This window comes from Pseudomonas sp. RIT411, from assembly GCF_003057735.2.
Taxonomy (GTDB): Bacteria; Pseudomonadota; Gammaproteobacteria; order Pseudomonadales; family Pseudomonadaceae; genus Chryseomonas; species Chryseomonas oryzihabitans.
The window spans coordinates 222,664-242,144 of record NZ_QBIZ02000007.1 but is presented as its reverse complement, the minus strand read 5'-3'; the positions used below and the strand labels follow the sequence as shown (position 1 = coordinate 242,144).

General features: G+C 67.0%; 15 protein-coding genes and 1 other RNA gene. 13 read left to right on the top strand and 3 right to left on the bottom strand.

The features are described 5' to 3' along the window. Position 1 precedes the first annotated feature (1 nt). Positions 2-2,386 (top strand): NAD-dependent DNA ligase LigA, encoded by a 2,385-nt coding sequence (gene ligA / locus DBY63_RS13095; protein ID WP_108581998.1) that lies wholly within the window; start codon positions 2-4, stop codon positions 2,384-2,386. A 214-nt stretch (positions 2,387-2,600) separates the two neighbouring features. Here the strand turns inward: ligA and galE are convergent, their stop codons facing one another. Then, positions 2,601-3,689 carry a UDP-glucose 4-epimerase GalE gene (galE, locus tag DBY63_RS13090; RefSeq protein WP_108581999.1) on the bottom strand — a complete coding sequence of 363 codons (1,089 nt, stop codon included), beginning with the start codon at positions 3,687-3,689 and terminating at the stop codon, positions 2,601-2,603. A gap of 359 nt (positions 3,690-4,048) precedes the next feature. Between galE and DBY63_RS13085 the strand changes: the two genes are divergently transcribed. The 12 genes from DBY63_RS13085 (at position 4,049) to DBY63_RS13030 (ending at position 17,202) form a co-directional block, all read left to right on the top strand. Continuing rightward, on the top strand, positions 4,049-5,227 hold the full coding sequence (locus DBY63_RS13085; protein ID WP_027597715.1) for a glycosyltransferase family 1 protein: 1,179 nt from the start codon (positions 4,049-4,051) through the stop codon (positions 5,225-5,227). Beyond that, entirely contained in the window at positions 5,218-6,396 is a 1,179-nt protein-coding gene (gene glf, locus DBY63_RS13080; RefSeq protein ID WP_108582000.1) for a UDP-galactopyranose mutase, read from the top strand. The genes DBY63_RS13085 and glf overlap by 10 nt, the downstream gene beginning before the upstream one ends. Positions 6,397-6,404: 8 nt before the next feature. Beyond that, entirely contained in the window at positions 6,405-7,526 is a 1,122-nt protein-coding gene (locus DBY63_RS13075; protein WP_108582185.1) for a beta-glucosidase, read from the top strand. Further along, the gene (locus DBY63_RS13070) at positions 7,523-9,289 is read left to right on the top strand and encodes an ABC transporter ATP-binding protein (RefSeq protein WP_108582001.1); all 1,767 of its coding nucleotides are present in this window, start codon (positions 7,523-7,525) and stop codon (positions 9,287-9,289) included. The genes DBY63_RS13075 and DBY63_RS13070 overlap by 4 nt, the downstream gene beginning before the upstream one ends. Positions 9,290-9,377: 88 nt before the next feature. Continuing rightward, positions 9,378-9,474, top strand: an RNA gene (gene ffs, locus DBY63_RS13065) — signal recognition particle sRNA small type. Between the two features lie 185 nt (positions 9,475-9,659). Further along, a complete protein-coding gene (locus tag DBY63_RS13060; protein ID WP_027597719.1) occupies positions 9,660-9,941 on the top strand; it encodes a hypothetical protein in 282 nt (93 codons plus the stop codon). 178 nt (positions 9,942-10,119) lie between these two features. Further along, on the top strand, positions 10,120-12,144 hold the full coding sequence (dnaX, locus tag DBY63_RS13055; protein ID WP_108582002.1) for a DNA polymerase III subunit gamma/tau: 2,025 nt from the start codon (positions 10,120-10,122) through the stop codon (positions 12,142-12,144). 33 nt (positions 12,145-12,177) lie between these two features. Then, positions 12,178-12,504 (top strand): YbaB/EbfC family nucleoid-associated protein, encoded by a 327-nt coding sequence (locus DBY63_RS13050; RefSeq protein WP_007162246.1) that lies wholly within the window; start codon positions 12,178-12,180, stop codon positions 12,502-12,504. Between the two features lie 62 nt (positions 12,505-12,566). Beyond that, complete coding sequence (gene recR, locus DBY63_RS13045; protein ID WP_007162247.1) at positions 12,567-13,166, top strand: recombination mediator RecR; 600 nt, start codon at positions 12,567-12,569, stop codon at positions 13,164-13,166. A 104-nt stretch (positions 13,167-13,270) separates the two neighbouring features. Next, positions 13,271-13,780, top strand: coding sequence for a sigma-70 family RNA polymerase sigma factor (locus tag DBY63_RS13040; RefSeq protein ID WP_039976252.1), 510 nt, complete (start codon positions 13,271-13,273; stop codon positions 13,778-13,780). Continuing rightward, positions 13,777-14,706 carry a DUF4880 domain-containing protein gene (locus DBY63_RS13035; RefSeq protein ID WP_108582003.1) on the top strand — a complete coding sequence of 310 codons (930 nt, stop codon included), beginning with the start codon at positions 13,777-13,779 and terminating at the stop codon, positions 14,704-14,706. The genes DBY63_RS13040 and DBY63_RS13035 overlap by 4 nt, the downstream gene beginning before the upstream one ends. A gap of 78 nt (positions 14,707-14,784) precedes the next feature. Then, the gene (locus tag DBY63_RS13030) at positions 14,785-17,202 is read left to right on the top strand and encodes a TonB-dependent siderophore receptor (RefSeq protein WP_108582004.1); all 2,418 of its coding nucleotides are present in this window, start codon (positions 14,785-14,787) and stop codon (positions 17,200-17,202) included. Positions 17,203-17,240: 38 nt separating this feature from the next. Here the strand turns inward: DBY63_RS13030 and fnr are convergent, their stop codons facing one another. Both fnr and hemN read right to left on the bottom strand, forming a co-directional pair. Beyond that, entirely contained in the window at positions 17,241-17,972 is a 732-nt protein-coding gene (gene fnr / locus DBY63_RS13025; RefSeq protein WP_007162251.1) for a fumarate/nitrate reduction transcriptional regulator Fnr, read from the bottom strand. A gap of 63 nt (positions 17,973-18,035) precedes the next feature. After that, a complete protein-coding gene (hemN, locus tag DBY63_RS13020; protein ID WP_108582005.1) occupies positions 18,036-19,418 on the bottom strand; it encodes an oxygen-independent coproporphyrinogen III oxidase in 1,383 nt (460 codons plus the stop codon). Between the last annotated feature and the right edge of the window lie 63 nt (positions 19,419-19,481).

The following is a 19,481-nucleotide window of genomic DNA, read 5'->3' as shown; positions in this document are numbered from 1 at the left end:
CATGACCGACGCCCAAGATGCTGTCACCCGCATCGCCGCCCTGCGCAGCGAGATCGACGCCCACAACTACCGCTACTATGTGCTGGACGAGCCGAGCGTGCCCGATGCCGAGTACGACCGGCTGTTCGGCGAACTCAAGACGCTGGAGGCCGACCATCCCGAACTGGTGACGCCCGACTCGCCCACCCAGAGGGTCAGCGGCTCGGCCCTGGCCGCCTTTGGCACCATCCGCCACGAGGTGCCCATGCTCAGCCTGGGCAATGCCTTCGCCGACGAGAATCTGCAGGACTTCGACCGCAGCGTCGGCAAACGCCTGCGCGAGGAGTTCGGCGAGACCGACTTCGCCGGGCCGGATTCCGGTGTCGAGTACACCTGCGAGCCCAAGCTCGATGGCCTGGCGGTCAGCCTGCTGTACGAGGCAGGGGTGCTGACCCGCGGCGCCACCCGCGGCGACGGCACCACCGGGGAGGACATCACCGCCAATGTGCGCACCATCCGCAACATCCCGCTGCGCCTGCAGGGCGAGGGCTGGCCGACGGTGCTGGAGGTGCGCGGCGAAGTGTTCATGTCCCGCGCCGGCTTCGAGGCGCTCAATGCCCGGGCCATGGAGAGCGGCGGCAAGACCTTCGCCAATCCGCGCAACGCCGCAGCTGGCAGCCTGCGTCAGCTGGATTCGCGGATCACCGCCCAGCGGCCGCTGGAGTTCTGCTGCTACGGTTTCGGGCGGGTCGAGGGCGGGACACTGCCGGAGACCCAGTACGACATCCTGCAGCGGCTGCGTGACTGGGGCATTCCCATCAGTCGCGAGTTGCGCAAGGTACAGGGCGCGGAAGGCTGCCGCGCCTACTACCAGGACATCGGCCAGCGCCGCGATACCCTGGCCTACGAAATCGACGGCGTGGTCTACAAGGTCAACCGCCTGGACTGGCAGGGCGAGCTGGGTTTCCGCGCCCGCGAGCCGCGCTGGGCCCTGGCGCACAAGTTTCCGGCGCGCGAAGAGCTGACCGAATTGCTCAACGTCGAATTCCAGGTGGGGCGCACCGGTGCCATCACCCCGGTAGCCCGCCTCAAGCCGGTACAGGTGGCCGGCGTCACCGTGACCAATGCCACCCTGCACAACATGGACGAGATCGCCCGGCTGGGCGTGATGATCGGCGACAGCGTCATCGTGCGTCGCGCCGGGGACGTCATTCCGCAGATCATGCAGGTGGTGCCGGAACGGCGGCCGGCGAATGCGCGCCCGGTGGAGATCCCCACCCACTGTCCGGTGTGCGGGTCGGCGGTGGAGCGTACCCAGCTGATCAAGCGCGGCAAGGGCAAGGAGTCGGTGAGCGAGGGCGCGGTCTATCGCTGCGTCGGCCGGCTGGCCTGCCAGGCGCAACTCAAGCAGGCGATCATCCATTTCGCCTCGCGGCGGGCCATGGACATCGACGGCCTGGGCGATCGTATCGTCGAGCAACTGGTGGATCGCGCGCTGGTGAAGTCGCCGGCGGATCTCTACACCCTGACCTACGAGCAGGTGGTCGAGCTGGAAGGCTTCGCCGAGGTGTCCAGTCGCAATCTGCTGGCCGCCATCGAGGCCAGCCGCCGGCCAGCGCTGGCGCGCTTCATCTTCGCCCTGGGCATCCCCGAGGTGGGGGAGGAGACCGCCAAGCGCCTGGCACGCGCCCTGGGCAGTCTGCAGCGAATCCGCGAGGCCCTGCCGGAGGTGCTGGTCTATCTGCCGGACATCGGGCCCGAGGTGGCCTTCGAGATTCACAACTTCTTCCAGTCCGCGCACAACCGCGACGTGCTGGAGGCGCTGCTGGCCAACGGCATCGAGCTGGCCGACGAGGGGGAGGTGCATGCCGAATTTTCCGGTTACGCCGCTTTCGCCGACTTCCTCGACCAGTTGCACATTCCCTACTTGGGCAAGACCGGCGCCAAGACGCTGGCCGCGGCCTTTCCCAGCCTGGCGGCCCTGATCGAAGGCTCGCAGGACTGGCTGACCTTCAAGACCCTGTCCGGCCTCAACGAGCGAGCCAAGCAGGGGCTGCGCGAGTACTTCGCCGACGCGGACCACGTCGCCCAGGCGCTGGCCATCGAGGCGCAGCTCAAGGCCTTCGGCATGCATTGGGAAAGTACCCGGCAGGCGGTGCAGGGTTTGCCGTTCGCCGGCCAGACCTGGGTGCTTACCGGAACCCTGGAGGCCATGAGTCGCGACGAGGCCAAGGAGCGCCTGGAAGCCCTGGGCGCCAAGGTGTCGGGGTCGGTGTCGGCCAAGACCGCCGTGGTGGTCGCAGGGCCAGGGGCGGGTTCCAAGCTGACCAAGGCGAACGAGCTGGGGGTCAAGGTGCTGGACGAGGATGCCTTCCTGCAGATCCTCGAGGCGCAAGGCGTCCGCTAGCGCCAGGGATCAGGCCCGCAAGGGTCTGATCTTCACTCCTTCTGCCAATAACTGCAGGCGTTGTTAGGTATAACGAAGCGGTAATAAAGACGTACCCATATTTATCGCTTCGTTTAAAAACTGCTTTAAGCTAGTGCCAAGGCAATAACTGAAAAAATAAGGCTTCGTTTGGTTTAAGCGAAGCCTTATATATCGGCCAGAATAATTTCCAGGTTCAAGCGGAACGCGTGGCGGGTTCGCTCGCACGTTGTTCTTTTTCGAGAACTTCTTCCACGGCGATAGCCGCCTTGGCCGTCTGGCGATAGCCATGGGGATTGAGCGACTGCCAGCGCCAGGCATCTTCCAGCATGGTGGCGAGGCTGCGTTCGGCGCGCCAGCCGAGCTCCTGCCAGGCCTTTTCCGGATCGGCCCAGCACTGGGCCACGTCGCCCGCGCGTCGCGGGGCGAAGTGACAGGGGATGTCGCGGCCCAGTTGCTGTTCCAGGGTCGCCACCACCTCCTTGACCGAATGTCCGCGTCCGGTGCCCAGATTCCAGGTCGAAACCCCGGGGCGCTCGGCCAGGGCGTTGAGCGCCGACAGATGACCGCGGGCCAGGTCCTGGACATGGATGTAGTCGCGCACGCCGGTGCCGTCCGGCGTCGGGTAGTTGTCGCCGTAGACATCCAGCCAGGGCCGGCGACCATTGGCCACCTGCAGCAGATAGGGCACCAGGTTGTTGGGCGTGCCCTGGGGATCTTCGCCGATCAGCCCGGAGGGATGGGCGCCGATGGGATTGAAGTAGCGCAGCACGGCGATGGACCAGCGCGGATCGGCCCCGGCCAGCCCGCGCAGCACCTGCTCGGCCATGAGTTTCGACTGGCCATAAGGGTTGGTCGGCTCGGCAGTCGGGCAGCTTTCGCTGATGGGTGGAATGCAGTGACCGTAGACGGTGGCAGAAGAGCTGAAGACCAGCTGGTGCACCCCGGCGGCGGCCATGGCCTGGCAGAGCACCAGGGTGCCGCCGACGTTGTTGTCGAAATAGCGCAGGGGGTGCTGCACGCTCTCGCCGACCGCCTTGAGTCCGGCGAAATGCAGGACCCCGGTGATCGGCAGCTCCTGAAACAGCCGATCCAGGAGGGCGCGATCCCGGACGTCCCCGCGCACGAAGACAGGCGCCCGCCCGGCGAGCGTGGTAAGGCGCTGCACGGCCTCCACCCGGCTGTTGACCAGGTTGTCCAGTATCACCACTTCGTGGCCCGCACGGAGCAGCTCCAGCGTCGTATGGGAACCTATGTAGCCTGCGCCGCCCGTGATCATCAACATGCAACCGTCCTCACCAAGCCTGTAGCCATTAATTCGAAATAACTGTTTCGTGCAGACTCGAGTGCAACTAACGCTTCGCTTTAATTATTTTCGAGCGAAGCGTTAGTTATGCCAATTCATCGAGCAGACGTTGTTCTGAAGTTGAATGAGGATATTGGTTCTAGCGAAGCGGAAGTTCATCGATAAAGTTATGAACCCTTGCCAATTGGATAAGTCGATAACGTTGCTCGATATCGCGCAGTCAGACTGCCGATACCTTCTGGACGGTCTCTGGACGTTATGCAAGTTGCCAAGGCGCCGGCCGAGGCGCGGCTGTTTTGCCGCCCTTGGCCAGGCGTCCGATCTCACAGGAGCACACCATGAGTTGGGCCGGCCCCCATACCGAAACGATCGGCAAGACCAAACAGCCCGCGCGCGTTGCGGAGCGCCCCCTGGATCCCGCCAGGCCGCTGCTGCTATGCCTGGCCCATTTGCGCTGGAGCTTCGTCTACCAGCGTCCGCAGCACGAGATGGTGCGCTTCGCCGAGCACTACAACGTGCTCTATTGCGAAGAGCCGCTGGATGCCACGGATGGCCGGTCGCACCTCGAGGTGCGTGTGGAAGAGAACGGCGTGCGGGTACTGGTGCCTCATCTGCCTCGCTGCCTGTCCGCGGAAGCCCGAGCCTGCGCCCAGCAGGAACTGCTGCAGACCTATCTGCAGGAGTTGCGGCAACCGGTGGCGGTGGCCTGGTATTTCACGCCCATGGCGCTGGACTATGCCGGCGAGATCCCGGCGCAGACCCTGGTCTACGACTGCATGGACGAACTCTCGGCCTTTCGCGGCGCGCCCCCGGCCCTGCTGCAGCGCGAGCGGGAATTGCTGCAGCGCGCCGACCTGGTGTTTACCGGGGGCTACAGCCTCTACGAGGCCAAGCGTGACCGCCATCCACGGGTCTTTCCCTTTCCCAGCAGCGTGGACGTGGCGCACTTCGGCCAGGCTCGCGCGGCCCTGCCGGAGCCTGCAGACCAGGCCGGTCTGGCGCGGCCGCGGCTGGGCTTCTATGGCGTGATCGACGAGCGCCTGGATCTCGACCTGCTGGCCGCGGTGGCGCGGCTGCGTCCCCAGTGGCAGTGGGTGATCCTGGGTCCGGTGGTCAAGATCGATCCGGCCAGCCTGCCGCAGCTGCCCAATCTGCATTACCTGGGCGGCAAGACCTATGACGAGTTGCCGGCCTATCTGGCGGGCTGGGACGTGGCCCTGATGCCCTTTGCCCTCAACGAGGCGACGCGTTTCATCAGCCCAACCAAGACGCCCGAATACCTGGCCGGCGGCTGTCCGGTGGTGTCGACGCCCATCACCGATGTGGTGCGCACCTACGGCGACAGCGGCGTGGTCTGGATCGCAGAAGGCGCCGAGGCCTTTGTCGCTGCCTGCGAGGCGGCCCTGGCCAGTCAAGATCAGCGCGAAGCCTTTCTGGCGCGCGCCGATGCCCTGCTGACCGGGATGTCCTGGGACAGCACCTGTGACCTGATGCGGGAGAAGATCCAATGGCGGTAACGGCGCTTGAGCGTTTCGACTATCTGATCGTGGGGGCCGGTTTCGCCGGCAGCGTGCTGGCGGAACGGCTGGCCGCGGGGCTGGGCAAGCGCGTGCTGGTGGTGGATCGGCGCCCGCACATTGGCGGCAATGCCTTTGATCACTATGACGATGCCGGGGTGCTGGTGCACCGCTATGGTCCGCACATCTTCCACACCAATTCCCAGCGCATCGTCGACTACCTGTCGCGCTTCACCGAGTGGCGGCCCTACGAGCACCGGGTCCTGGCCGACGTCGCGGGTCAGCAGGTGCCCATCCCGATCAACCTGACCACCCTCAATCGCCTCTATGGCCTGGAGCTGGACGAGCAGGGCGCCGAAGCCTTTCTCGCCGCCCGCGCCGAGCCGGTCGAAGACATCCGCACCTCCGAGGACGTGGTGATCAACCAGGTCGGGCGCGAACTCTACGAGACCTTCTTTCGCGGCTATACCCGCAAGCAGTGGGGACTGGATCCGTCGCAACTGGACCGCTCGGTGACGGCGCGGGTGCCGACCCGGACCACCACCGACGATCGCTACTTCGGCGACACCTTCCAGCAGATGCCCCTGCATGGCTTCACCCGGATGTTCGAACGGATGCTGGATCACCCCAACATCAAGGTGATGGTCAACACCGACTACCGGGAGATCCGCGAACTGATCCCCCATGAGCACCTGGTCTACAGCGGACCCATCGACGAATTCTTCGACTATCGCTTCGGCCGCCTGCCGTATCGTTCCCTGACCTTCAAGCACGAGACGCGCGATACGCCGCGCTTCCAGCCAGTGGCGGTAGTCAACTATCCCAGCGAAGCGGTGCCCTACACCCGCATCACCGAGTACAAGCACCTCACCGGCCAGACCCACGAGCGCACCAGCCTGACCTACGAATATCCCAGCGCGGAGGGCGAGCCCTATTATCCGATTCCACGCCCGGAAAACGCCGAGCTGTACCGGCGCTACCAGCACCTGGCCGAGGCGACACCCAAGGTCATCTTCATCGGCCGTCTGGGGACCTATCGCTACTACAACATGGACCAGGTGGTGGGCCAGGCGCTGGCCGCCTACAAGCGCATCGAGGAGGCGGAGCTCGGGCCGGCGGCGGGGGAGAGCGCCGAACACCACGAAAGCCTGGCAAGGCAGGCCCCATGAGAGACGTGATAGCCGAACGCTCGCCCTTCCAGAGTTTCTTCATGGCCGGCTTCGAATGCTCCAGCCACAGACGCGCCGATGGCCGACGCCTGGATCTGCTCACCAGCACCGGCCATGACCGCTGGGCCGCGGAAGACTATGGCGCGGTGGCCGCCCAGGGCCTGCGTACCGTGCGCGATGGCGTCCGCTGGCACCGGGTGGAGGCCCAGGCCGGGCACCATGACTGGTCGAGTGTCCTGCCGCAGGTGCGAGCCGCGCGGGCGGCCGGCGTCCAGGTGATCTGGGACCTCTGCCACTATGGCTGGCCCGATCACCTGGATATCTGGCGGCCGGCCTTCGTCGACGCCTTCGCCCGTTATGCCGCCGCCTTTGCCCGACTGTTGCGGGAGGAGGGCGAGACCCGTCCGTGCCTGGCGCCGATCAACGAGATCTCCTACTGGGCCTGGGCTGGCGGCGATCAGGGCCTGTTCAATCCCGGCGCTCGCGGCCGCGGTCAGGAGCTCAAGCATCAACTGGTGCGCGCCAGCATCGCCGCCATCGAGGCGATTCGAGCCGAGTTGCCCGCGGCGCGCTTCCTGGCCATCGATCCGCTGATCCATGTGGTCGCGCGCCGCCCCGAACAGCGCGAGGCTGCGGAGGCCTATCGCCAGGCCCAGTTCGAGGCCTGGGACCTGCTCAGCGGGCGCCAGTGGCCAGGGCTGGGCGGGCGCCCCGATTACCTGGACATCCTGGGTCTGAACTACTACTCCGACAACCAGTGGTATCTGGACGGCGGTACCCTGGCGGCGGAGGATCCGGCCTATCGACCCTTGCAGGGCATGCTGGCCGAAGTCCACCAGCGCTATGGCCGGCCGTTGCTGATCGCCGAGACGGGGGCCGAAGGCCCGGCCCGCGCCGCCTGGCTGGAACACGTGGCCGATCAGGTCGGGCGGGCGCTGCGCCAGGGCGTGCCGGTGCAGGGCATCTGCCTGTATCCGGTGCTCGACTATCCCGGTTGGGACGATGACCGCCTCTGTCCCACCGGGTTGTTCGGCGTGGCCGACGGGGCAGGGCACCGGGCGCTGCACGAGCCTCTGGCCGAGGTCCTGCAGCGTCAGCGCCAGCTACTGGCAGGCGGAGAGGAGCGATGAGCGCAGCTCGGCGCCGCGAGCGGCGGCGCGCCGAATGGCCCCTGCCGGAACGGGTCGGCGCCTTTCTCTGGCGCTATGTCCGCCTGCGACCCTGGCACTTCGGCGGCCTGCTGTTGCTGGTGGTCGGCGCGGCGACCTGTGCGGTGGCAGTGCAATACGGCATGAAGCTGCTGGTCGATGCCATGGCCGATCCGGCACGCCGGGCGGCGGTGTGGGGGCCGTTCTGGATGTTCATCTCGCTGATCGTGCTGGAGAACCTGTTCTGGCGTAGCGGTGGCTGGCTGGGTTGCCGCACGGTGGTGGCCAGCTGCGCCGATCTGCGCGTCGATCTGTTCCGCTATCTCACCGGCCATCCGATGCACTACTTCTCCCAGCATTTCGCCGGGGCCCTGGGCAATCGCATCTCCGCCACCGGAGCGGCCGCGGGGGCCATCTACGGCGGCCTGGCCTGGAAGATCATGCCGCCCTGCGTCGACTTCATCGGCGCGGTGGTGGTGCTCTGCACCGTGGACCTGCGCATGGCCGGGGCGCTGGTGGCCTTCGTGCTGATCGTGGCGCTGGTGATCACCGCCTTCGGCATTCGCGGGCGGGCGCGGCACCAGCGCTTCGCCGCTCAGTCGGCCCATGTCGGCGGCGAGCTGGTGGACCTGGTGCAGAACGTCTGGACCATCAAGGCCTTTTCCGCCCGAGAGCGCGAGGTGCAGCGACTGGCCCAGGCCATCGGCGTAGAGGCGCGTGCCCAGCGCAGCAGCTGGATGCATCTGGAGCAGGCCCGGGTACTCCACGACACCTGCCTGTCGCTGATGGCCGGCGGCATGCTGGCCTGGGCCATCGCACTGTGGAGCCGCGGCAGCATCACCGCCGGCGACGTGGTCATGGTCAGTGCCCTGACCTTTCGCATCCTGCACGGCTCCCGTGACCTGGCCCTGGCGCTGGTGGACACCACTCAGCAACTGGGCGCCATCGGCGAGACCCTGCGCATCCTTATCCAGCCCCACGGCCAGAGCGACGTCGAACGGCCCCTGACCCAGGCGCGCGGCGCCCTGAGCTTTACCGGCGTGCACTATCGCTATCCCGATGGTCGGCAGGTGTTCCAGGGTTTCGATCTGGAGGTGCCGGCCGGCCAGAAGATCGGGCTGGTGGGGCCGTCGGGCGCCGGCAAATCGACCCTGATCGGCCTGTTGCAGCGCCTCGACGATATCCAGCGGGGGAGGATCTGCATCGATGGCGAGGACATTCGCACGGTCAGTCAGGACAGCCTGCGCCAGCGCATCGCCGTGGTGCCCCAGGAGACCGCGCTGTTCAATCGCAGCATTCGCGAGAACATCCGCTATGGCCGGCCGGAAGCCAGCGACGCCGAGGTGGAGGCGGCGGCCCGTCACGCCTATTGCGACGACTTCATCCGCGAGTTGCCGCTGGGCTACGACACTCCGGTGGGCGAGCGCGGCGTGCTGCTTTCCGGTGGTCAGCGCCAGCGTCTGGGCATCGCCCGGGCCTTTCTCAAGGATGCGCCCATTCTCATCCTCGACGAAGCCACCTCGGCGCTGGACAGCCATTCCGAGACGGTCATCCAGCGGGCCCTGCTGGAGTTGATGGAAGGCCGTACCGTGGTGGCGGTGGCCCATCGGCTCTCCACCCTGTCCGGCTTCGACCGCATCCTGGTGCTGGAGCAGGGCGTCATCGTCGAGGACGGCCCGCCGCAGCGGCTGCGCGAGGGGGAGGGCAGTTTCGCTGCGCTCTGGGACCTGCAGGCAGCACCCTAGCGAACCTAAGTCCTTGTATGGCTTGCAACTTCGCCCCAACCGCGTAGAATGACGCACCTCACCTCAGGGTGAGGCGTTATGGTGGCTCTGTCGGTCCCCCCGCAACGATCAACCGTGAACCCGGTCAGGCCCGGAAGGGAGCAGCCGCAGCGGTGATGTCGTGTGCCGGGGTGTGGCTGGCGGGGCCACCTCCATTTCTGCCCCGCGCTTTTCCTCTTCCGCGTTTCCCTCCTCTTTTTCCGCCTCGTCTCCCAGCGCTCCGCGACCACGCCACAGGGCTTTCGTGACGAAATGCACTGTTTTGGTTCATGGCTCTGTGCCATCATGCGCGCCGTACCCTCACCACTGGACAGATGTCCAAGGATCTCTTGTGAAGAACGGACTCGAATGCGCAGGACGCGCCCTGAGCAATGGCCTCCATCCCTATCGTGTCGACTGCCGACGCGACACCGAGACGACGCTGGTCGCGCAGATCTACCACCCCAGCGAGCCCCTGCTGCTGATCAGGATCGACCTGACCAACGAAGAGGCGATCAATCCCTTCAAGATGAACGCCACCGTGACCCGCCTGCGCAGCCAGCTGGATGCCCTGGCAGCCTATGTCGCAAGCGTGGTCCTGGCCGACGGTGAGGACCACTGCCGGCGTGCCTGAAGCGGCTTTTTACCCGCCGTTTTCCCTCCTGATCGCTTGAAAATCCGCCAGGCCGCCTCCATCTAGGGAGGTAGCCACAGCCCGCCCGGCGTCGCCCCGATGCCACGCCGCGGGATGCATTCGCGGCCCCTCTTCGTTAGCATGGGCGCCCCCCACGTCTTCTCCTGATCAGGTCTCGATGAGTTACCAGGTTCTTGCGCGCAAATGGCGCCCGCGGTCATTCCGCGAAATGGTCGGCCAGACCCATGTGCTCAAGGCGCTGATCAATGCGCTGGACAACGAGCGGCTGCACCACGCCTATCTGTTCACCGGTACCCGCGGGGTGGGCAAGACCACCATCGCGCGGATCCTGGCCAAGTGCCTGAATTGCGAGACCGGCATCAGCTCCACGCCCTGTGGCAGCTGCTCGGTGTGCCGCGAGATCGACGAAGGCCGCTTCGTCGATCTCATCGAAGTGGACGCCGCCAGCCGTACCAAGGTGGAAGACACCCGCGAGCTGCTGGAGAACGTGCAGTACGCGCCCTCCCGCGGTCGCTACAAGGTGTACCTCATCGACGAGGTGCACATGCTTTCCACCCACAGCTTCAATGCCCTGCTCAAGACGCTGGAAGAGCCACCGCCCCACGTCAAGTTCCTGCTCGCCACCACCGATCCGCAGAAGCTGCCGGTCACCATCCTCTCGCGCTGCCTGCAGTTCTCGCTGAAGAACATGCCGCCGGAGCGGGTCGTCTCCCACCTGCAGCAGGTGCTCGCCGCGGAAAGCATTCCCTTCGAGGACGATGCCCTCTGGCTGCTGGGTCGTGCGGCCGATGGCTCCATGCGCGATGCCATGAGCCTGACCGACCAGGCGATCGCCTTTGGCGAGGGCAAGGTACTGGCCGCCGATGTGCGCGCCATGCTCGGGACCCTCGATCATGGCCAGGTCTACGATGTACTCCAGGCCTTGCTGGACGGTGACGGTCGCGCGGTGCTGGACGCGGTTCGCCATCTGGCCGAGCAGGGCCCCGACTGGGGCGGCGTGCTGGCCGAGCTGCTCAATGTGCTGCACCGCGTGGCCATCGCCCAGGTGCTGCCCGATGCCGTGGACAATGGCCAGGGTGATCGCGAGCGGGTGCTGAGTTTGGCGCAGACGCTGCCGGCGGAAGATGTCCAGTACTACTATCAGCTGGGTCTGCTCGGGCGGCGCGATCTGCCGCTGGCACCGGATCCGCGCCACGGCTTCGAGATGGTCCTGCTGCGCATGCTGGCCTTCCGGCCCGCCGGTGCGGTGGTTGCCGAGCGACCGGCACTAAAGACGACGGGAGCCAGCCCGGCCACGGCTGACTCCAACCCCCGTCCGGTGGCCGCGGCGGTTCCGGCAGCGGCTGCGCCTGCGCGCCCGTCGCCACGCGAGGCAGCACCTGCGCCGGTGCCGGCAACGCCTGTCTCCAGTAATACCACCCCTGTAGAAGAGCCGGTGGATCTCCCCTGGGAGGATCCTGCGCCCGTGGCGGTCAAGGCGGCTCCGACTGCAGCTCCAGCTCCAGCTCCAGCTCCGGCTCCGGCTCCGGCTCAAACTCCGGTCGAAGCGGCTGATGCGCCGGTTGGCCCCAGGGCGCTACCGACTCCCCAGGTCGAGGCGACCCCTGAGGCCACGGTGATCGCCGAATTGCCCGCGGACACCTCCGGTGACGAACTGGACGGTGACGAAGAGCCGCCGCCGGCCGAGGATTACTACGAGGTCGGGCTGGACGACTATCTCGACAGCCTGGGTGAGCCGGCTGCCGAAGCGGTGACCGCGGTGCCGGCGCCGGCGGTGCAACCGGCGACCGGTCTGGCAGCCGATTGGCAGACCCTGTTCCCCGACCTCAAGCTGGGCGGGTTGACCGCCAGCATCGCGGCCAACTGCACCCTGGTGGCGGTGGACGGCGATCGCTGGCACCTGCACCTGGATCCGGCGCAGAGCGCCCTGTTCAACGCCAACCAGCAGCGCCGGCTCAACGATGCGCTGAACCAGCAGCAGGGACGTCCCATCACGCTCGAGGTCACCATCCAGACCCCCGAGCAGGAGACGCCCGCCCAGGCCGCGGCCCGGCGCCGGGCGGAGCGTCAGCGACAGGCGGAGCAGTCCATCCAGGACGATCCGTTGATCCGCCAGATGATGCAACAGTTCGCCGCCACGGTGCGCGCGGGTACCATCGAGCCGGTCGACACCCAAGCCTGACCGGTTTTCCATTCATAGTTCGAGGTAGCAGACATGATGAAAGGTGGCATGGCCGGCCTGATGAAGCAGGCCCAGCAGATGCAGGAAAAGATGCAGAAGATGCAGGAAGAGCTGGCGAACGCCGAAGTGACCGGTCAATCCGGCGCCGGCCTGGTCAGCGTCGTCATGACCGGCCGACACGACGTCAAGCGCGTCAGCCTGGACGACAGCCTGATGCAGGAAGACAAGGAAATCCTCGAAGACCTGATCGCCGCCGCGGTGAACGACGCCGTGCGCAAGATCGAGCAGAACAGCCAGGACAAGATGTCCGGCATGACCTCCGGGATGCAGCTGCCGCCCGGCTTCAAGATGCCTTTCTAGGTTGTTCCAGCTGCGGGTGCCCATCGGGCACCCGTCTCTCCCGCCTTCCAGTACGGTAGTCCATGAGCTTCAGTCCCCTGATTCGCCAATTGATCGATGCGCTTCGGGTCCTGCCCGGTGTCGGCCAGAAGTCCGCCCAGCGCATGGCCCTGCAACTGCTCGAGCGCGAACGCCAGGGTGGCCAGCGCCTGGCCTCTGCCCTCAGCGCCGCCATGGAAGGGGTCGGTTACTGCCAGCGCTGCCGCACCCTCAGCGAAGACCAGATCTGCGGCTTTTGCGCCGACACCCGGCGTGACGACAGTCTGCTCTGCGTGGTGGAGGGGCCCATGGACGTCTTCGCCGTCGAACAGACCGGCTATCGCGGGCGCTACTTCGTGCTCAAGGGGCACCTGTCGCCCATCGACGGCCTGGGTCCGGACGCCATCGGCGTACCCGAACTCGAGCGGCGCGTCAGCGAGGGTGGCTTCACGGAAATGATCATCGCCACCAACCCCACGGTGGAGGGCGAGGCGACCGCCTACTACATCGCCCAGCTGCTGGCGCCCAAGGGCCTGACCATCTCGCGTATCGCCCATGGCGTGCCCCTGGGTGGCGAACTGGACCTGGTCGATGGCGGCACCCTGACGCACGCCTTCGCCGGGCGCAAGCCGATCAGTCTCTAACGCTCTACCTTGGCCGTCTGCGCACCTCGGGCGCACGACACGGCTGTATCTTGTGATCGAGAAGCATTATCATTATCGGAAATCAGCGGCTTCCGAGGATGGTGATGCAGACGCTCGAGTCCGACCGGTATGGACACATCCGGACCCTCTACCAGGATCATCACGGCTGGCTGCGCGAGCGGCTGCAGCGGCGACTGGGTTGCCTGGGGCAGGCGGCCGATCTGGCCCAGGACACCTTCGTGCGGCTGCTGGCCCGGGAAGGGGAACTGGAGCGCCTGCGCGAACCTCGCGCCTTTCTCGCGACCGTCGCCCAGGGCCTGCTGGCCAACCACTGGCGGCGCCAGGCCGTGGAGCGCGCCTATCTCGAGGTGCTCGCGGCCCGACCGCAGGCCGTGCAGCCCTCACCGGAAGCCCAGGCGCTGATCCTGGAAACCCTGACCGAACTCGATGCGCTGCTCGACCGCCTGCCTGCTCGGGTGCGCCAGGCCTTTCTGCTGGCGCAGCTGGAAGGCCTCACCTATGCCGTCATCGCCGAGCGCCTGGGCGTGTCGGAGCGGATGGTCAAGAAGTACATGGCCCAGGCCATGCTGCACTGCCTGGAACTGGTGTCTTGAGTGCGCTGACGCCTGGCGGCGGCGGACCTCTGGCAGAAGCGGCGGACTGGTTCGCCGAACTGGCTGCCGACGAGGTGGATCCGGCCACCGAGCGGGCCTGGGAGCGCTGGCTACAGGCGGATAGCCGCCACGCGGTGGCCTGGGCGCGAGTGGAGGAAATCAGTGCACGCTTCAGCGGTCTGCCGCCGTCCGGGCGCCTGGCCCTGGCGCGGCGCGAGTCCCTGGGCCGGCGGCGGGCGCTCAAGGTGCTGGGTCTGGCGGTGGGCGGACTGGCCCTGGGCTGGGCGCGGCCGGACGACTGGCGGTTGGGGGAGGGCGCCACCCTGAGCACGGCGGTCGGCGAGATCCGTGCCTTCGACCTGACCGCCGGGGGGCGCGTCTGGCTCAACACCGACAGCCAGTTGGCGCAGGAGGCCGCAGACCGCTGGCGGCTGCTGCGCGGCGAGGTGCTGCTGGAAGGCCGGAACGGGGCGGCGCCGCTGCGACTGGACACGGCGTTCGGCCAGGTAAGACCCGGTCCGGGCTGCTGCGCAGTGCGGTTGCGTGACGACGGGCTGGAGGTCGCGGCCTATGACGGCGCCCTGCAGCTGGCGCCACTCCAGGCCGGTGCTCAGGTCCTGACCCGGGGCCACCGGGCCCTCATGACCGCGTCCGCGGTGCGGCCACTGGGGCCGGTCGATCCGGGGCGGCAACTCTGGCGCCAGGGGCGGCTGGTGGTGGACGACTGGTCGCTGGCGGCGCTGGTGGCGGAGCTGGGGCGCTATCGCCCAGGCCTGCTGACCTGCACCGCCACGGTCGCGCAATTGCGGGTGGTGGGCAGCTATCCCCTGGCTGACACCGACCGCGCCCTGGCCGCACTGGCCGACAGCCTGCCGGTGCGGGTGGAGCGACGCCTGCCCTGGTGGGTGCAGATCGTACCCGCCTGAAAAAAATTTGCGGCGAGCGGTTCCCCTTTGGCGCGCTCGCGGGGCTTGGGGGAAACGATCTCCGCTTCGAGGCCCCTCATGCATCGCCAAACCCGTTTCACCCTGCATCCGTTGCGCCGCGCCCTGCGCGTCTTCGCCCTGGCCATGCCACTGGGCATCACCGGCCTGGCCACGTCCCAGGGCCTGGCCCAGGCGGCGTCCCTGGCGCAGGAATACCGCATCGAGGCGGGCAGTCTGGCCACGGTGGTGAGCACCTTCGCCGCCCAGAGCGGTGTACTGCTGTCGGCCCCCGCCCAGGGGCTGGAAGGTCGGCGCAGTCCGGGCCTGCAGGGTCGCTACACGCCGGCCGAGGGCTTCCAGCAGATCCTCCAGGGCAGTGGCCTGCAGGCGGTGCGCCAGGCGGATGACAGCTATCGCCTAGAGGCCATACCCGCGAGCGGTGTGACCTCCCTCAGCGAGACCACGGTGACCGGCTTCGCCCTGGGCAATGCCCTGGGCGAGACCGATGGCTACCTGGCGACCCACAGCGACGTGGCCACCAAGACCAGCAAGGGATTGCTGGAAACCTCCCAGTCGGTCTCGGTGGTGACCCGCGAACAGATCGATGACCAGGGCGCCAAGACCGTGCAGCAGGCCATGAGGTACACCCCGGGGATCTTCACTGGCCAGATCGGCGCCTCCAATCGCTACGACTACGTGGTGATGCGCGGCTTCGCCGACAACAGCGTCGACAACGTCTTTCTCGACGGCCTCAAGACCATGGGCGACAGCGGCACCTTCAGCTCGCTGCAGGTCGATCCCTATTTCCTCGAACGCATCGACGTGGTGAAGGGACCGGCCTCGGTGCTCTATGGCCGCAGCCTGCCGGGCGGCCTGGTGGCCCTGACCAGCAAGAAGCCGCTGTACCAGCCCTACCACCAGGTCCAGGCCACCCTGGGCAATCTCGGCCAGCGCGGCGCCGGTTTCGATTTCGGCGGACCGCTGGACGAGGAGGGGCATATCGCCTATCGCCTGGTGGGGTTGGCCCAGCACAGCGACACCCAGTTCGATCACGTGGAGGAAGAGCGCTATGCGCTGGCGCCCAGTCTGGCCATCGACCTGAGCGACGACACCACCCTGACCCTGCAGGCCTATCTGCAAAAGGATCCGGATGGCGGCTACCACAGTGGCGTCCCCGCCGAAGGCAGCCTCTATCGCCGCAATGGCCGCTACATCAGCAACCACTTCTTCGACGGCGAGCCCGATCACGACAAGTTCGAGCGGACCCAGCAGATGGTCGGCTATCAGTTCGAGCACAGATTCAACGACGTCTGGAGCGCGCGGCAGAATTTCCGCTATGCCAAGTCGCGGGTCGAGCTGGAGCAGGTCTATGGCTACGGCTATGTCGGCAGCAGCGACCTGCTCAATCGCTACTACTCCGGCGGCCGCGAGAATCTGCACGCCTATACCCTGGATAACCTGGTGCAGGCGGACTTCGACTGGGCGGGCAGTCGCCATACCTTGCTGGCCGGCCTGGACTACCAGCGCCGCTGGACCCACGTCGACTGGCCCAGTGGCACGGCGGATCCGCTGGACGCCTTCGAGCCCAGCTACGGTGGCCAGGTGACCGTTTACCCGGGCAGCGAATACCGCCGCGCACTGGAGCAGACCGGTGTCTACCTGCAGGATCTGATTGAACTGGATCGCTGGCGCTTTTCGCTCGGTCTGCGCCAGGACTGGGTGGAGATCGGCATCGAGGATCGCCAGGCGGGTACCCGCAGCAGCGCGCGCCGCGGCCAGGCCAGCGGGCGCGCCGGGGCGCTCTATCTGTTCGACAACGGCCTGGCGCCCTACCTGAGCTATTCCACCTCCTTCAATCCCAATGCCTATAACGACGCCGCGGGCAATCCGCTGGAGCCCACCGAGGGCAAGCAGTGGGAGCTGGGCCTGAAATACCAGCCGCCGGGCAGCGCCAGCTTCTACACCGCCTCGCTGTTCCACATCACCCAGGAAAACGTGGCGACCAAGCTGCCCCAGGAAGATTTCTATTCCTCGGTGGGCGAGATCCGCTCCCGGGGCCTGGAGCTGGAGGGCCATCTGCAACTGGCCGAGCGGCTCAAGCTGCTGGGCAGCTATACCTTCACCGACATCGAGTACACCCAGGCGCTGGACAGCACCCAGGGCAATACGCCGAATCAGGCGCCGCGGCACCAGGCATCGCTGTGGGGGCAATACGAGCTGGCGGGGCCCCTGGCGGGCTTCAGCGTCGGCGCCGGTGCCCGCTACGTGGGCACCAGCTGGGCGGACAAGGCCAATACGCGCAAGGTACCGGCCTACACCCTGGTGGACGCCATGCTCGCCTATGACTTCACCCGCCTGGGACTGCCGGGACTCACGGCGCGGGTCAATGCCAACAACGTGCTGGGCAAGGACTATGTGGCGTCCTGCTACAGCCTGGACTTCTGCTACTTCGGCGAGGAGCGCAACGTGACCGCGACGGTCAGCTACAGCTTCTAGGGGCTCGGGGTCCTGCCGCTCAGGCAGGACCCCTGGCCTCAGCCCTCCAGCTGACCGCCGGCCAGGGCGCAGAGGCGGGCGGAATCGAGGATGCGCACCTCCTTGCCTTCGGCCGCCAGCACCCCGCTCTGCTGGAAGCGGGTGAAGACGCGCGACACGGTTTCCACCGCCAGGCCGAGGAAGTTGCCGATCTCGTTGCGCGACATGCTCAGGCGGAATTGCTGGGCGGAAAAGCCGCGGGCATGGAAGCGGGCGGAGAGGTTGACCAGGAAGGTGGCGATGCGCTCGTCGGCGCTCTTCTTCGACAAGAGCACCATCATCTGCTGGTCATCGCGGATCTCCCGGCTCATCACCCGCAGCAGCTGGCGGCGCAGTTGCGGCAGCTGCTCGGAGAGTTCGTCCAGGCGCTCGAAGGGGATCTCGCAGACGGTGGTGGTCTCCAGCGCCCGGGCCGAGACCGGATAGCGCTCGGTGTCCATGCCCGACAGGCCGACCAGTTCGCTGGGCAGGTGGAAGCCGGTGATCTGCTCCTCGCCGGCATCGCTCAGGCTGCTGGTGCGCAGGGCGCCGGAACGCACCGCGTAGACCGAGCCGAAGGTATCGCCCTGGCGGAACAGGTGGTCACCCTTGGCCAGCGGCCGGCCGCGCTTGACGATCTGGTCGAGGGCGTCCAGGTCTTTCAGATCGAGCGACAGCGGCAGGCACAGCGAGGCGAGGCTGCAATCCTTGCAATGGGCCTGGGCGTTGCGCAGCTTGAGGGGCTCGGTCATGGGGGAAGATCGCTTCTCGTCTGGTTCCAAAAGTCTAACTTTAGCAGTCGTGGCAGGCATGGGTCATATCACCCGGGAAAAGCGCTGGTTGTCGTGGCCCGGCAGATAGCGGTCGAACAGCATGCACAGGGCGCGGATCAGCAGGCGGCCCGGCGCCAGCACCTGCAGGCCGCGCGCATCGAGGCGGATCAGGCCGTCGGCGGCCATGGCCTCGAGGTGCGGCCAGGCGTCGGCGAAGTACTGGCGGAAATCCAGCTCGCAGCTGCGCTCGATGGCGGCGAAATCCAGCTGGAAATGGCAGATCAACTGGGCGATCACCGCGCCGCGGATGCGGTCGTCCCGCGAACGGCGCAGGCCGCGGGCCACTGCCAGTTCGCCCTGGCCCAGGCGGTCCTGGTAGCGGGCGAGATCGGGGGTGTTCTGGCAGAGCACCTCGCCGACCTGGCTGATGGCGGAGACCCCGAGGCCCAGCAGGTCGCAGTGGCCGTGGGTGGTGTAGCCCTGGAAGTTGCGCTGCAGGGTGCCGTCTTCCTGGGCGATGGCCAGGTCGTCGTCGGGCAGGGCGAAGTGGTCCATGCCGATGTAGCGATAGCCGGCGGCCAGCAGCTGTTCCACGGTTCGCTGCAGCATCTCCAGCTTGGCCGCGGGGTCCGGCAGTTCGCTGGCTTCGATGCGCCGCTGCGGCGGAAAGCGCTGCGGCAGGTGGGCGTAGTTGAACACCGACAGGCGATGCGGCTGCAATTCCAGCACCCGCTCCACGGTGTGGGCGAAGCTGGCCGGGGTCTGCCGCGGCAAGCCGTAGATGAGGTCCAGGTTGATGGAGCGATAGTCGAGGGCGCGAGCGGCCTCCACCAGGGTACGGGTGTCGTCGAAGGGCTGCAGGCGATTGATCGCCAGCTGCACCTGCAGGTCGAGGTCCTGGACGCCGAAGCTGACGCGGTTGAAACCCAGCTCGCGGAGCAGCCCCATGGTGCTCCAGTCGGCTTCGCGCGGATCGATCTCGATGGAGTAGTCGCCCCGGTCGCCGTCGGCCAGGGTGAAGTGCCGGCGCAGGTCGGCCATCAGCTCACGCAGCTGCATGGGGTTGAGAAAGGTCGGGGTGCCACCGCCGAGGTGCAGCTGCTCCACCCGCTGCCCGCCGTCCAGGTGCCGGCTGGTGAGGACCATCTCCTGACGCAGGGCCTGGAGGTAGGCGACGCTGCGGCTGCGGTCCTTGGTGATGACCTTGTTGCAGGCGCAGTAGTAACAGATGTTGGCGCAGAAGGGCACGTGCAGGTAGAGCGACAGCGGGCGTCCGGCCTGGCGACTCAGGCGCAGGGCGCCGAGCAGGTCGAAGGGACCGATGCCGTCGTGGAATTGCACGGCGGTGGGGTAGGAGGTGTAGCGGGGGCCGGCGCGATCGTAGCGGGCGATGAGGTCGGCGTCCCAGACGAGGGCGGCTGTCATGCCGGGCTCCAATGGTTTCGAGGTGCCCAGTGTGAGGGGCGCGGCCTGCGCTTTATTGATCCA

Coding starts and splice junctions, on each gene's coding strand:
- hemN (WP_108582005.1), bottom strand. CDS start 19,418: ATGACAGCCGCCCTCGTCTGGGACGCCGACCTCATCGCCCGCTACGAT.
- DBY63_RS13050 (WP_007162246.1), top strand. CDS start 12,178: ATGATGAAAGGTGGCATGGCCGGCCTGATGAAGCAGGCCCAGCAGATG.
- glf (WP_108582000.1), top strand. CDS start 5,218: ATGGCGGTAACGGCGCTTGAGCGTTTCGACTATCTGATCGTGGGGGCC.
- fnr (WP_007162251.1), bottom strand. CDS start 17,972: ATGACCGAGCCCCTCAAGCTGCGCAACGCCCAGGCCCATTGCAAGGAT.
- DBY63_RS13040 (WP_039976252.1), top strand. CDS start 13,271: ATGCAGACGCTCGAGTCCGACCGGTATGGACACATCCGGACCCTCTAC.
- ligA (WP_108581998.1), top strand. CDS start 2: ATGACCGACGCCCAAGATGCTGTCACCCGCATCGCCGCCCTGCGCAGC.
- dnaX (WP_108582002.1), top strand. CDS start 10,120: ATGAGTTACCAGGTTCTTGCGCGCAAATGGCGCCCGCGGTCATTCCGC.
- recR (WP_007162247.1), top strand. CDS start 12,567: ATGAGCTTCAGTCCCCTGATTCGCCAATTGATCGATGCGCTTCGGGTC.
- DBY63_RS13070 (WP_108582001.1), top strand. CDS start 7,523: ATGAGCGCAGCTCGGCGCCGCGAGCGGCGGCGCGCCGAATGGCCCCTG.
- DBY63_RS13085 (WP_027597715.1), top strand. CDS start 4,049: ATGAGTTGGGCCGGCCCCCATACCGAAACGATCGGCAAGACCAAACAG.
- galE (WP_108581999.1), bottom strand. CDS start 3,689: ATGTTGATGATCACGGGCGGCGCAGGCTACATAGGTTCCCATACGACG.
- DBY63_RS13030 (WP_108582004.1), top strand. CDS start 14,785: ATGCATCGCCAAACCCGTTTCACCCTGCATCCGTTGCGCCGCGCCCTG.